Annotated in this window: 6 protein-coding genes, 1 tRNA gene, 2 rRNA genes and 1 pseudogene; 2 read left to right on the top strand and 8 right to left on the bottom strand. The window is 60.7% G+C overall.

Going from position 1 to position 14,209, the window contains the following annotated elements; translation table 11 throughout:
* Nucleotides 1-83 precede the first annotated feature (83 nt).
* The 5 genes from U5L98_RS16825 to ilvC all read right to left on the bottom strand — a co-directional run bounded on the left by U5L98_RS16825 (nucleotide 84) and on the right by ilvC (nucleotide 7,686).
* Nucleotides 84-2,979, bottom strand: a 23S ribosomal RNA gene (locus tag U5L98_RS16825).
* Between the two features lie 478 nt (nucleotides 2,980-3,457).
* A tRNA-Ile gene (locus U5L98_RS16820) sits at nucleotides 3,458-3,534 on the bottom strand.
* A 96-nt stretch (nucleotides 3,535-3,630) separates the two neighbouring features.
* Nucleotides 3,631-5,169: ribosomal RNA gene (locus U5L98_RS16815) — 16S ribosomal RNA — on the bottom strand.
* The 16S and 23S rRNA genes sit together here with 1 tRNA gene alongside, the layout of an rRNA operon.
* 518 nt (nucleotides 5,170-5,687) lie before the next feature.
* Nucleotides 5,688-6,524 carry a CDP-diacylglycerol--serine O-phosphatidyltransferase gene (gene pssA, locus U5L98_RS16810; protein ID WP_322559413.1) on the bottom strand — a complete coding sequence of 279 codons (837 nt, stop codon included), beginning with the start codon at nucleotides 6,522-6,524 and terminating at the stop codon, nucleotides 5,688-5,690.
* 145 nt (nucleotides 6,525-6,669) lie between these two features.
* Entirely contained in the window at nucleotides 6,670-7,686 is a 1,017-nt protein-coding gene (gene ilvC, locus U5L98_RS16805; protein ID WP_322559412.1) for a ketol-acid reductoisomerase, read from the bottom strand.
* Between the two features lie 189 nt (nucleotides 7,687-7,875).
* Between ilvC and U5L98_RS16800 the strand changes: the two genes are divergently transcribed.
* Both U5L98_RS16800 and U5L98_RS16795 read left to right on the top strand, forming a co-directional pair.
* Complete coding sequence (locus U5L98_RS16800; protein WP_322559411.1) at nucleotides 7,876-8,559, top strand: LysR family transcriptional regulator; 684 nt, start codon at nucleotides 7,876-7,878, stop codon at nucleotides 8,557-8,559.
* Complete coding sequence (locus U5L98_RS16795) at nucleotides 8,459-8,764, top strand: LysR substrate-binding domain-containing protein (RefSeq protein WP_322559410.1); 306 nt, start codon at nucleotides 8,459-8,461, stop codon at nucleotides 8,762-8,764. The genes U5L98_RS16800 and U5L98_RS16795 overlap by 101 nt, the downstream gene beginning before the upstream one ends.
* Before the next feature lie 63 nt (nucleotides 8,765-8,827).
* Here the strand turns inward: U5L98_RS16795 and ilvN are convergent.
* From ilvN to clpB, 3 genes and pseudogenes are all read right to left on the bottom strand, one after another.
* Nucleotides 8,828-9,320: pseudogene (gene ilvN, locus U5L98_RS16790) on the bottom strand (acetolactate synthase small subunit).
* On the bottom strand, nucleotides 9,320-11,044 hold the full coding sequence (locus tag U5L98_RS16785; RefSeq protein ID WP_322559409.1) for an acetolactate synthase 3 large subunit: 1,725 nt from the start codon (nucleotides 11,042-11,044) through the stop codon (nucleotides 9,320-9,322). Before U5L98_RS16785 ends, ilvN begins: the two are co-directional and overlap by 1 nt.
* 576 nt (nucleotides 11,045-11,620) lie before the next feature.
* On the bottom strand, nucleotides 11,621-14,203 hold the full coding sequence (gene clpB, locus U5L98_RS16780; RefSeq protein WP_322559408.1) for an ATP-dependent chaperone ClpB: 2,583 nt from the start codon (nucleotides 14,201-14,203) through the stop codon (nucleotides 11,621-11,623).
* Nucleotides 14,204-14,209 lie beyond the last annotated feature (6 nt).

Below are 14,209 nucleotides of genomic sequence, written 5' to 3'. Positions count from 1 at the left end.
CGAAAAGCGGTGAATCATGCTGAGCTGATACGTTTCGTCGTATCCGGCTGTCGGTCGCCATCGGCAGACCGCTTGGGTGTTATATGGTCAAGCCTCACGGGCCATTAGTACCGGTTAGCTCAACGCCTTGCAGCGCTTCCACACCCGGCCTATCAACCAGCTGGTCTCGCTGGGCCCTTCAGGAGGCTCGAGGCCTCGGGGATGTCTCATCTTGAAGGGGGCTTCCCGCTTAGATGCTTTCAGCGGTTATCCCGTCCGCACATAGCTACCCGGCAATGCCACTGGCGTGACAACCGGAACACCAGAGGTGCGTCCACTCCGGTCCTCTCGTACTAGGAGCAGCCCTTCTCAAACATCCAACGCCCACGGCAGATAGGGACCGAACTGTCTCACGACGTTCTAAACCCAGCTCGCGTACCACTTTAAATGGCGAACAGCCATACCCTTGGGACCGACTTCAGCCCCAGGATGTGATGAGCCGACATCGAGGTGCCAAACACCGCCGTCGATGTGAACTCTTGGGCGGTATCAGCCTGTTATCCCCGGAGTACCTTTTATCCGTTGAGCGATGGCCCTTCCATACAGAACCACCGGATCACTAGAACCTGCTTTCGCACCTGCTCGACGTGTCTGTCTCGCAGTTAAGCACCCTTATGCTCTTGCACTCATTGCACGATGTCCGACCGTGCTGAGGGTACCTTCGTGCTCCTCCGTTACGCTTTGGGAGGAGACCGCCCCAGTCAAACTACCCACCACACACGGTCCTCGATCCGGATCACGGATCTGAGTTAGAACGCCAATGATGCCAGGCTGGTATTTCAAGGTTGGCTCCACCCGAACTGGCGTCCGGGTTTCCAAGCCTCCCAGCTATCCTACACAGGCAACATCAGCGTCCAGTGTGAAGCTATAGTAAAGGTTCACGGGGTCTTTCCGTCTAGCCGCGGGTACACAGCATCTTCACTGGCGATTTCAATTTCACTGAGTCTCGGGTGGAGACAGCGTGGCCATCATTACGCCATTCGTGCAGGTCGGAACTTACCCGACAAGGAATTTCGCTACCTTAGGACCGTTATAGTTACGGCCGCCGTTTACCGGGGCTTCGATCAAGAGCTTCGCCTTGCGGCTAACACCATCACTTAACCTTCCGGCACCGGGCAGGCGTCACACCCTATACGTCCGCTTACGCGTTAGCAGAGTGCTGTGTTTTTAATAAACAGTTGCAGCCACCTGGTATCTTCGACCGGTTCATGCTCCAGGCGCGAGGCCTTTCACACTACGCCGGCGTGCCTTCTCCCGAAGTTACGGCACCATTTTGCCTAGTTCCTTCACCCGAGTTCTCTCAAGCGCCTGGGTATTCTCTACCTGACCACCTGTGTCGGTTTGGGGTACGGTCCCACTGTATCTGAAGCTTAGAGGCTTTTCCTGGAAGCGTGGCATCGATGACTTCCTGACCGTGGTCAGTTCGTCTCGTCTCTCGGCCTTGAGGGTCCGGATTTACCTGAACCCTCAGCCTACTGACTTTCACCAGGACTACCAACGCCTGGCTCACCTAGCCTTCTTCGTCCCCCCATCGCAATCATGGCCGGTACGGGAATATTGACCCGTTTCCCATCGACTACGCCTTTCGGCCTCGCCTTAGGGGCCGACTCACTCTGCTCCGATTAGCGTCGAACAGAAACCCTTGGTCTTCCGGCGGGGGCGTTTTTCACGCCCCTTGTCGTTACTCATGTCAGCATTCGCACTCGTGATACCTCCAGCAGACCTCTCGATCCACCTTCATCGGCGTACACGACGCTCCTCTACCGCTCATCCAGAGGATGAACCCGTAGCTTCGGTACCTGGTTTGAGCCCCGTTACATCTTCCGCGCAGGCCGACTCGACTAGTGAGCTATTACGCTTTCTTTAAAGGATGGCTGCTTCTAAGCCAACCTCCTAGCTGTCTGAGCCTTCCCACATCGTTTCCCACTTAACCAGGATTTCGGGACCTTAGCTGACGGTCTGGGTTGTTTCCCTTTTCACAACGGACGTTAGCACCCGCTGTGTGTCTCCCACGCGTCACTCACCGGTATTCGGAGTTTGCCTCGGGTTGGTAAGTCGGGATGACCCCCTAGCCGAAACAGTGCTCTACCCCCGGCGGTGCTACGTGAGGCGCTACCTAAATAGCTTTCGAGGAGAACCAGCTATCTCCGGGCTTGATTAGCCTTTCACTCCGATCCACAAGTCATCCAAATCTTTTTCAACAGATCCTGGTTCGGGTCCTCCAGTTGATGTTACTCAACCTTCAACCTGCTCATGGATAGATCGCCCGGTTTCGGGTCTATTTCCAGCGACTGGTCGCCCAGTTAAGACTCGCTTTCGCTACGCCTCCCCTAATCGGTTAACCTCGCCACTGAAAATAAGTCGCTGACCCATTATACAAAAGGTACGCGGTCACATGAACAAGTGCATGCTCCCACTGCTTGTACGCATACGGTTTCAGGATCTATTTCACTCCCCTCTCCGGGGTTCTTTTCGCCTTTCCCTCACGGTACTGGTTCACTATCGGTCAGCCAGGAGTATTTAGCCTTGGAGGATGGTCCCCCCGTCTTCAGTCAAGGTTTCTCGTGCCCCGACCTACTCGATTTCACGTGATCAGATTTTCGGCTACGGGGCTATCACCCGCTACGGCCACGCTTCCCAGCATGTTCGCCTAATCAGTCACACGCTTAAGGGCTGGTCCCCGTTCGCTCGCCGCTACTAGGGGAATCTCGGTTGATTTCTTTTCCTCAGGGTACTTAGATGTTTCAGTTCCCCTGGTTCGCCTCCTACACCTATGGATTCAGTGCAGGATACCCATCTTATGGTGGGTGGGTTTCCCCATTCAGAAATGCCCGGGTCACAGGTTGTTTGCCACCTCGCCGAGCCTTATCGCAGGCTTCCACGTCTTTCATCGCCTCTGGCTGCCTGAGGCATCCACCGTATGCGCTTCATCGCTTGACCATATAACCCCAAGAGGTCTGGTCCGCGATGACGATCGACAATTGCCGGATACGCTTGAAACGTATCACGAGTACTCTTCCTCTTGGAAGAAACGTTGTCAGCATGATTCACATTGTTAAAGAGCATTAGACTGCTCCAGCGGAAGCTGTAAGCAGGACCAGCTTGAGGCAGAAAGCCTTCTCAGTGCTAGCTAGGCTTACGCTTATCAACGACTGTTGTGGCTTGTGCTTACTCACAGCTTATCGCTGAATCAGCTTACAGCTGCGAAGTCTGGTGGAGCCTAGCTGGTGGACCGCCAAGTCGGGCGTCGAACCGGCGTGACCTCCTGCGTGCAAGGGCAGGCGCTCTCCCAGCTGAGCTATGGCCGCGCTATCCATCGAACACTGGTGGACTCCGGAGTTAGATCGAACGCGCTGACCTTCTGCTGCAGACGCGTAGGCGCTCTGCACGAGCTGAGCAACGACGTGCCACTCAAATTTGGTGGGGTCTGGCAGACTTGAACTGCCGACCTCACCCTTATCAGGGGTGCGCTCTAACCAACTGAGCTACAGACCCGGCTGCCAACCACTGGGTCGTTGACCCAAACAGTCTTTTGCTCGTTCGATCAGGTAATTCATTGTGGACACTTGCCGGGTGCCGGGACGCGTCGTTTAAGGAGGTGATCCAGCCGCAGGTTCCCCTACGGCTACCTTGTTACGACTTCACCCCAGTCATGAACCACACCGTGGTGATCGCCCTCTTGCGTTAGGCTAACCACTTCTGGTGCAGTCCACTCCCATGGTGTGACGGGCGGTGTGTACAAGGCCCGGGAACGTATTCACCGTGACATTCTGATTCACGATTACTAGCGATTCCGACTTCACGGAGTCGAGTTGCAGACTCCGATCCGGACTGAGACCGGCTTTAAGGGATTCGCTGACTCTCGCGAGCTCGCAGCCCTTTGTACCGGCCATTGTAGCACGTGTGTAGCCCTACCCGTAAGGGCCATGATGACTTGACGTCGTCCCCACCTTCCTCCGGTTTGTCACCGGCAGTCTCCTCGAGAGTTCCCGACCTTACTCGCTGGCAAATAAGGACAAGGGTTGCGCTCGTTACGGGACTTAACCCAACATTTCACAACACGAGCTGACGACAGCCATGCAGCACCTGTCTCTGCGCTCCCGAAGGCACACCCGGAATCTCTTCCGGCTTCGCAGGATGTCAAGGGTAGGTAAGGTTCTTCGCGTTGCATCGAATTAAACCACATGCTCCACCGCTTGTGCGGGCCCCCGTCAATTCATTTGAGTTTTAACCTTGCGGCCGTACTCCCCAGGCGGTCGACTTATCGCGTTAACTTCGCCACAAAGTGCTCAAGGCACCCAACGGCTGGTCGACATCGTTTACGGCGTGGACTACCAGGGTATCTAATCCTGTTTGCTACCCACGCTTTCGCACCTCAGTGTCAGTGTCAGTCCAGAAGGCCGCCTTCGCCACTGGTATTCCTCCCGATCTCTACGCATTTCACCGCTACACCGGGAATTCTACCTTCCTCTCCTGCACTCTAGCCTGACAGTTCCGGATGCCGTTCCCAGGTTGAGCCCGGGGCTTTCACAACCGGCTTATCAAGCCACCTACGCGCGCTTTACGCCCAGTAATTCCGATTAACGCTTGCACCCTCCGTATTACCGCGGCTGCTGGCACGGAGTTAGCCGGTGCTTCTTCTGCGAGTGATGTCTTTCCTACCGGGTATTAACCGATAGGCGTTCTTCCTCACTGAAAGTGCTTTACAACCCGAGGGCCTTCTTCACACACGCGGCATGGCTGGATCAGGGTTGCCCCCATTGTCCAATATTCCCCACTGCTGCCTCCCGTAGGAGTTCGGGCCGTGTCTCAGTCCCGATGTGGCTGATCATCCTCTCAGACCAGCTACGGATCGTCGCCTTGGTGAGCCGTTACCTCACCAACTAGCTAATCCGACATAGGCTCATCCGATAGCGCAAGGTCCGAAGAGCCCCTGCTTTCTCCCGTAGGACGTATGCGGTATTAGCCTGGGTTTCCCCAGGTTATCCCCCACTACCGGGCAGATTCCTATGCATTACTCACCCGTCCGCCGCTCGACGCCTGGAGCAAGCTCCATCGTTTCCGCTCGACTTGCATGTGTTAGGCCTGCCGCCAGCGTTCAATCTGAGCCATGATCAAACTCTTCAGTTTAAAATCATAGGTGCTTTAAGAGCACCAAACTTGGCTCAAGGGTCAAACGTTCTCAATTCGGATCCGAAGATCCTTGACGAGTCGCTTGCCTTGAATGTTTCAGTGACTGGTCACCGACATCCCGACAAGCGCCCACATGAATTACCTGATCGATTGTTAAAGAGCGTCTCCGGGCTCTTATGAAGCGCGGAGCTCTCGCTGTTGCCGTCGTGCTCGGCCGCATCAATGGAAGCGGCGGCCTCGTCGGCGCCCTGCGAGGAAGGCGTATTCTACGTGATCGGCTGTCGGTGTCAACCCTGTGAAGCGTTCCGAAGAACGGTTCCAGGTGAGCGACGTGCCATCGAGATGGCGGCCGAACCGCCTGCAACGTCTTCACGTCGCTGGCAGCGGATGCGTACTCTACGGATTCCTCCGGGAGCGCGCAAGGGCTTCAGGAAGAAAAATGTCACGGTGATGACAACGCCCGCTTAAGGCGAGCGTTTATTCTTTGAATCCAGGGTGCATAACCGGGATCAGGTTCAGCTGGTGGATGGCGAGCGCTTGAGCTTGCGGGTCAACGCCATTACCGGCCCGGAGCCCACGTAGGCGCCGAATAGTAGCAGCAGCATCACAGAGGGCTCGATGGAGATAACCACGAAGCCGAGCACGACGGCCAACAGGAAGACGAAAGGTACCGGTCCCTTGAGGTCGACGTCCTTGAAGCTGTAGTAGCGGATGTTGCTGACCATGAGCACCCCCGCGACGCCCACCACGAACAGCATCAGCAGCTTGTAGCCAAAGGCATCGGCATCGAAGCTGTGGAAGGTCCAAACACTGGCCGCGACCAGGGCGGCCGCCGAGGGGCTCGGCAGACCAATGAACCACTTCTTGTCGACGCTGCCGACCTGCACGTTGAAACGCGCCAACCGCAGTGCGGCGCAGGCTACGTAGAGGAAGGCGACGACCCAGCCGGTCTTGCCGATGTCCTGCAGGATCCAGATGAAGGCCACCAGCCCCGGGGCCACACCGAAGGAGAGCATGTCGGAGAGGCTGTCATACTCGGCGCCAAAGTCGCTCTGGGTGTTGGTCAGGCGGGCCACACGGCCGTCCAGACCATCCAGCACCATGGCAATGAAGATGGCGATGGAGGCCGTGGTGAAATCCCCGTTCACGGCGGCCACCATGGCAAAGAAACCGGAGAACAGCGCGGACGTGGTGAACAGGTTCGGCAGCAGATAGACCCCCTTGCGACGTATCTTCTGGCCACCCTCTTCGGCTTCCTCGATGACCTCCGATTCGCGCATGAAGGTGCTCGCCAGATCCTCGTCATTATGCTGGTCCGGCTCTTGCTCGCTGTGGTGCGAATCCCGACTCATGTGTCTCTTCCATCGGCTTGGGTATCGCCCCATTCTACACACAGAGCGACCGAGGACTCACGGCAGTGCCATCAAGCGGGCACCCTGAACGCAGCGAGGGCGCGGAAATCCGCGCCCTCGCATCAGTCGGAACGGATCGCGGGGATCAGTTCTTCGACTTGTCGACCAGCTGGTTGGCCGCGATCCACGGCATCATGCCCCGCAGCTTCTCACCAACCTGCTCGATCGGATGCTCGGCGTTCAGGCGACGACGCGCGGTCATCGAGGGATAGTTGCTGTTGCCCTCATTGATGAACATCTTGGCGTACTCGCCGGTCTGGATGCGCTTGAGCGCGTTGCGCATCGCGGCGCGAGACTGCTCGTTGATGACCTCGGTGCCAGTCACGTACTCACCATATTCCGCGTTATTGGAGATGGAGTAGTTCATGTTGGCGATGCCGCCTTCATACATCAGGTCGACGATCAGCTTGAGCTCGTGCAGGCACTCGAAGTAGGCCATCTCCGGCTCGTAGCCCGCTTCGGTCAACGTCTCGAAACCAGCCTTGACCAGCTCGACGGCACCGCCGCAGAGCACGGCCTGCTCGCCGAACAGGTCGGTCTCGGTCTCGTCCTTGAAGGTGGTCTCGATGATGCCGCTGCGACCGCCGCCGATGGCCGCCGCGTAGGAGAGCGACAGCTCCTTGGCGTTGCCGGTGGCATCGTGGTGAATGGCGATCAGGTCCGGGATGCCGCCGCCGCGCACGAACTCGGAACGCACGGTATGGCCCGGCGCCTTGGGTGCGATCATCACCACGTCCAGATCCTCACGCGGCTCGATCTGGTTGTAGTGGATGTTGAAGCCGTGGGCGAAGGCCAGGGTGGCGCCCTGGGCCAGGTTCGGCGCGATCTGATTCTCGTAGATCGCCTTCTGGTTCTCGTCAGGCGCCAGCATCATCACCACGTCGGCGTTGCGGCTGGCTTCCTCGACGGAAGCAACCTTGAGGCCGGCGGCCTCGGCCTTGGCCGCGGAGGAGGAGCCTTCACGCAGGGCGACGGTGACGTCGACACCGGACTCCTTGAGGTTGTTGGCGTGAGCATGGCCCTGAGAACCGTAACCCACGATGGCCACCTTCTTGCCCTGGATGAGGGAGAGGTCGCAATCCTTGTCGTAATAAACGCGCATATTTAGTGCTCCTGAAGCGGAAGAGTGGGAACGAGGTCAGCACTGATGGCCGACCGCGCCGCCTATCGCGGCGCCGGATTTGATGCAGAAGATTCGTTGCAGCCGATGGCATCACCTTACGTCAGCTCTCGCGTTGCGTAAAACGCGATATTTGCAATGTCATGTGCCGGTTTATGCAATACTGGCCCCATGGACATGCGCCCCCTCAAGCACTTCCTCGCCCTGGCAGAGACCCTCCACTTCGGTCGCGCAAGCGAGGCCTGCCACGTCAGTCCCTCGACGCTCTCGCGCACGATTCGCCAGCTCGAGGAGAGCCTGGGCGTAAGGCTCTTCGAGCGTGACAATCGCCATGTGGCGCTGACCCGCCAGGGCCACAGCTTCCAGGCCTATGCACGGGACACGCTCGGAGGAGTGGGAACGGCTGCGCCAGTCACTGATGCGCGAGGCGCGCACCTCACCGGCGAGATCAGCATCTACTGCTCGGTGACCGCCAGCTACAGCTTCCTCTACGACCTGCTCAGCGAGTTCCGCACCCATCACCCCGGCATCGAGCTCAAGCTGCATACCGGCGACTCCGGCCAGTCCCTGCCCCGAGTGCTGGCCGGCAACGAGGACATGGCGATCACCCCGCGGCCGCGTCAGGCCCCCGACGCCCTGGCCTTCAAGTCGCTGACCCGCTCGCCACTGGTGTTCATCGCCCCTCACGAGGTCCATGAGTGGATTCCCACCACGCCCGCAGTCACCCTCCGCCGAGCAGTGGCGCGAGGTGCCGATGATCCTCTCCGAGGCCGGCCTGTCGCGCGCAGTACAGCGACACCTGGTTTCGGCACTGGGCGTGGCGCCGCGGATCTATGCCCAGGTGGCCGGCCATGAGGCCATCGTCAGCATGGTAGGGCTGGGATTCGGCGTCGGCGTGGTGCCGCGTATCGTACTCGATACCAGCCCCCTGGCGGAGCGAGTCAGGGTCCTGCCGGTCAAGCCGGAACTGCCCCATTACGACGTCGGGCTCTGCGTGCTCGAGCGCCGCCTGAAGAGCCCGCTGATCCGCGCGCTATGGGACGAGGTTGTGGAACGCTGAGCCGCGAATCACGAAGGCCGCCCCGGAGGACGGCCTTTGCATTCTGGCAGATGCTTGTCTCGCTTATAGAGACAACACTTTATCTCCCCGCGCAATGCCCGCAGACCCCGGTACGCGCCACCTCGAGGATGCCCACCGGCGCCATGGCCTGCAGGAAGGCATCCAGCTTGCCGGCGTCGCCGGTGATCTGCACCGTATAAAGGCTCGGCGTCACGTCGACGATCTGAGCTCGGAAGATATCCACGGTGCGCTTGACCTCGTCGCGGGCCGCGCCCAGCGCCTTGACCTTGACCATCATCAGCTCGCGCTCGATGTGGTTGCCCTCGGTCAGGTCTACCAGCTTGACCACGTCGATCAGCTTGTTGAGGTGCTTGGTGATCTGCTCGATCACCCGGTCGTCCCCCACGGTGGTCACGGTCAGCCGCGACAGGCTCGGGTCCTCGGTGGGCGCCACGTTCAGCGTTTCGATGTTGAAGTTGCGCTGTGAGAACAGCCCCACCACGCGTGACAGGGCGCCCGGTTCGTTTTCCATCAGAATCGAGATGATATGGCGCATCAGGTCCGCTCCGTCTTGGAAAGCAGCATGTCACGCATGGAGCCCAAGGGCACCTGCATCGGATAGACGTGCTCGTGCGGGTCGACGAGAACATCGAGAAACACCAGCTCGTGCGTGTCGGCAAAGGTGCGCTCCAGTGCCGGCTCGAGATCCGCCAGTGTCTCCACCCGCAGCGCGGTGAAGCCATATGCTCCGATCAACTGCTGGAAGTCGGGCAACGATTCCATGTAGGAGTGCGCATGGCGGGACTTGTAGTTGAGGTCCTGCCATTGGCGCACCATACCCAGCGAGCCGTTGTTGAGATTGATGATCTTCACGCCGCCACCGAACTGCTTACAGGTCGACAGCTCCTGCATCATCATCTGGAAGCTGCCCTCGCCGGTGATGCAGATCACCTGCTCCTCCGGGAAGTTGTGCTTGATGCCCATGGCCGCCGGAAAGCCGAAGCCCATGGTGCCAAGCCCACCGGAGGTGATGAAGCGATTGGGCTTGTCGAACTTGTAGTACTGGGCCGCGAACATCTGGTGCTGACCCACGTCGGTGGTCACGTAGGCCTCGCCGCGGGTCACCCTGCACAACGCCTCGATCACCTCCTGAGGCTTTATCGCCTCGCCGGGCCGTGAAGGCTCATAGAGCTTGTCGCGGCGCTCCTCGCGCCAGCCGTCGATCTGCTTCCACCAATCGGCCAGGGCCTCGGGATTGGCGATCTCCTTGCCCTGCACCATGCTGATCATTTCGTTGATCACGCTGCCCGCCGGACCGACGATGGGCACGTCCGCGCGCACCGTCTTGGAGACCGAGCTCGGGTCGATGTCCACATGAATGATCTTGGCGGTAGGGCAGAACTTCGACGTGTTATTGGTGACGCGGTCGTCGAAGCGCGCGCCAATCGCGACGATCAGATCGGCATGGTGCATGGCCATGTTCGACTCATAGGAGCCGTGCATGCCCAGCCAACCCAGGCACTGGTGGTCGCTCTGCGGGTAGGAACCAATGCCCATCAGGGTGGTGGTGATGGGATAGCCCAGCCGCCGGACCAGATCGGTCAGCCCCTCGCTGGCCTTGCCGGTAACCACGCCGCCGCCAGTATAGAAGACCGGACGCCGGGCCTTGAGCATCAACTCCACGGCCTTCTTGATCTGGCCGGTGTGTCCGCGGGTAACCGGGTTGTACGAGCGCATCTTCACCTTTTTCGGGTAGACGTACTCGTGGCGCTCGGTGGGGGCGGTCATATCCTTGGGAATGTCGACCACCACCGGCCCGGGGCGCCCGGTCGCGGCCAGGTAATAGGCCTTCTTGAGGACTTCGGGAATCTCGGTCGGATGCCGGATCGCAAAGCTGTGCTTCACGATCGGCCGAGTCACCCCGACGATGTCGGTCTCCTGGAAGGCATCATCGCCGATCAGGTGGCTCATTACCTGGCCACACAGCACCACCATGGGAATCGAGTCCATGTAGGCGGTGGCGATGCCGGTGACGGCATTGGTCGCCCCGGGGCCGGAAGTCACCAGCACCGTGCCCGGCTTGCCAGAGGCCCGTGCGTAGCCGTCGGCAGCGTGGGTAGCCGCCTGTTCATGGCGCACCAGAATGTGCTTGACCTTGTCCTGGCGAAACAGCGCATCGTAGATGTGCAGCGCCGCCCCACCGGGATACCCATAGATATATTCGACGCCCTCATCCTGGAGGAAGCGGGCGATCATGTCTGCGCCGGAAAGCAGTTCCACTGATGTATCTCCCCTGGAGGTCTCGAGTGCGATCCGCGCCCACCCTGTGGACACGAAGTCGAGTGCGGCGGTATGCCGCTGCCGGCCGTGCCGGCACCTGATGCCAAACCCTGGCTAGTGGCCCTGTTGGGGCCTGCACTCTCATTGCGGCAGTTCACCGCGTCGGGGGCGTTGGCCGGAAGCGGCGGTTAGCCGTATTCCGGTAGTCCTTCGGCGGGTAGAGGCGCTCGGCCCACCCTTCGCGCGGTGATGGGGGATTGCCCGCTGGAGTCCGCGCCCGTATCAGGAAGGCTCAAGATTCCATTAGCACCGCGAAAGTGTCAACCGCAGAAACGGCATGGGTAGCCCATGCTGGGCCATCCGGCAAGGCAATTGAGTCATGCTGGGCGTCACAATTAACCACAAAAAAAGCCCGACCACTCACGAGGAGGGCGGGCAAGGGGTTACAGGACGCAACCTGGATAGGAGTATAGCGCCTTGCCGCCCGTGCGACCGGGCGGCAAGGAAACACGTGTTGGCTCGGTGTGACGCTGCCTTGATGGCGCACGACACGCGGCCGACCTCAGCTCTGGAACCTCAGCTCTGGAACACCAGCCGGTCGCCTTCCGCCTCCACATGGATGACGTCGTCCGGCGAGAATTTCCCAGCCAGCAGGTCCTGGGCCAACGGGTTCTCGATACGGCTCTGGATCGCCCGCTTGAGCGGGCGGGCACCGTACACCGGATCGAAGCCCGCTTCGGCCAGCAGGGCCAGCGCCGCCTCGCTGATCTCGAGGCGCAGATCGTGCTCGGCGAGCCGGGCACGCAGGCGGTCGAGCTGGATCTCGGCGATGGACTGGATCTGCGCCTTACCCAGAGCGTGGAAGACCACCACCTCGTCGATGCGGTTGATCAGCTCCGGGCGGAAGTGATCGCCGACTACCGCCATCACCATCTCCTTCATCTGCTCATAGTCCGAGTCGTCGCCGCCCATGCGCTGGATGATGTCCGAGCCCATGTTGGAGGTCATCACGATCACCGTGTTGCGGAAGTCCACGGTGCGACCCTGGCCATCGGTGAGGCGTCCGTCCTCCAGCACCTGCAGCAGGATGTTGAAGACGTCGGCGTGGGCCTTCTCCACCTCGTCGAGCAGCAGCACCGAGTAGGGCTTGCGGCGCACTGCCTCGGTCAGGTAACCGCCCTCCTCGTAGCCGACGTAGCCGGGAGGCGCACCGATCAGGCGTGCCACGGAGTGCTTCTCCATGAACTCCGACATGTCGATGCGCACCATCGCCTCCTCGGTGTCGAAGAGGAAGTTGGCCAGCGACTTGCAGAGCTCCGTCTTGCCTACACCGGTCGGACCGAGGAACAGGAAGGAGCCATTGGGCCGGTTGGGATCGGCCAGGCCGGCGCGCGAACGGCGCACGGCGTTGGCCACGGCGGTCACCGCCTCATCCTGGCCGATCACCCGCTCGTGCAGCGCCTCTTCCATGCGCAGCAGCTTGTCGCGCTCGCCCTCGAGCATCTTGGCCACCGGGATGCCGGTCCAGCGCGAGACCACCTCGGCGATCTCCTCCTCGGTGACGTTGGAGCGCAGCAGCTTGTGGCTCGAGGTGTCGGCCTCGGCCTCGCTGGCCTCGGCGATCTTCTTCTCCAGATCGGGGATCACCCCGTACTGAATCTCGGACATTCGCCCCAGGTCGCCCTGGCGGCGCGCCTGTTCAAGCTCGATGCGCGCGCGCTCGAGATCTTCCTTGAACTGTCCTGCGCCCTGGATGCTGGCCTTCTCGGCCTTCCAGATCTCGTCGAGGTCGGCGTACTCGCGTTCCAGGTCATCGATCTGCTCCTGCAGGCCCTCGAGACGCTTCTTCGAGGCCTCGTCGGTCTCCTTCTTTAGGTGCTCGCGCTCCATCTTCAGCTGGATCAGCCGGCGGTCGAGGCGATCCATCTCCTCGGGCTTGGAGTCGAGCTCCATGCGGATGCGCGAGGAGGCCTCGTCGATCAGGTCGATCGCCTTGTCGGGCAGCTGGCGGTCGGTGATGTAACGGGTCGAAAGCTTGGCCGCGGCGATGATCGCGCCGTCGGTGATGTCGACCTTATGGTGTACCTCGTAGCGCTCCTTGAGACCGCGCAGGATCGCCACGGTGTCCTCCTCGGAGGGCTCGTCCACCAACACCTTCTGGAAACGGCGCTCCAGGGCGGCGTCCTTCTCGATGTACTTGCGGTACTCGTCCAGGGTGGTGGCGCCCACGCAGTGCAGCTCGCCACGCGCCAGCGCCGGCTTCAGCATGTTGCCGGCATCCATGGAGCCCTCGGCCTTGCCGGCGCCGACCATGGTGTGCAGCTCATCGATGAACAGGATCACCCGGCCCTCCTCCTGGGCCAGCTCCTTGAGCACCGACTTCAAGCGCTCCTCGAACTCGCCGCGGAACTTGGCCCCGGCCAGCAGGGCGCCCATGTCCAGCGACAGCACGCGCTTGTCCTTGAGGCCCTCGGGCACCTCGCCATCGACGATGCGCTGGGCCAAGCCCTCGACGATGGCGGTCTTGCCCACGCCCGGTTCGCCGATCAGCACCGGATTGTTCTTGGTGCGCCGCTGCAGCACCTGGATGGTGCGGCGGATCTCATCGTCACGGCCGATCACCGGGTCGATCTTGCCGCTGGCCGCCCGCTCGTTGAGATCCAGGGTGTACTTGTCCAGCGCCTCGCGCTGATCCTCGGCGTTGGGGTCGTCGACCTTCTCGCCACCCCGCACGCTCTCGACGGCGGTTTCCAGCGACTGGCGGGTCACCCCGACCTGCTTGAGCAACTTGCTGACGGCGTGGCCCATCTCCAGGGCGGCCAGCAACACCAGTTCGCTGGCGATATACTGGTCGCCGCGCTTCTGCGCCTCACGGTCCGTGAGGTTGAACAGCTTGATCAGATCGCGGGAGGGCTGCACCTCGCCGTCGAAATTGGCGACCTTGGGCAGGTCTTCGAGGTGGCCCGTCAGGCCATCGCGCAGCCGCGCGGCATCGCCGCCGGCCTTCTGTACCAGCGCCTTGACGCCGGTGTCGGTGGCATCCAGCAGCGCCAGCAGCAGGTGGCCCGGCTCCAGCTGATTGTGGCCGCGGCCCACCGCCAGCGACTGGGCATCCGCCACGGCGGTCTGCAGCTTGGCAGTGAACTTGTCGAATCGCATGAATCG

The organism is Halomonas sp. (genome assembly GCF_034520545.1).
Lineage (GTDB): Bacteria > Pseudomonadota > Gammaproteobacteria > Pseudomonadales > Halomonadaceae > Halomonas.
This window is presented reverse-complemented; position numbering and strand designations above follow the sequence as displayed.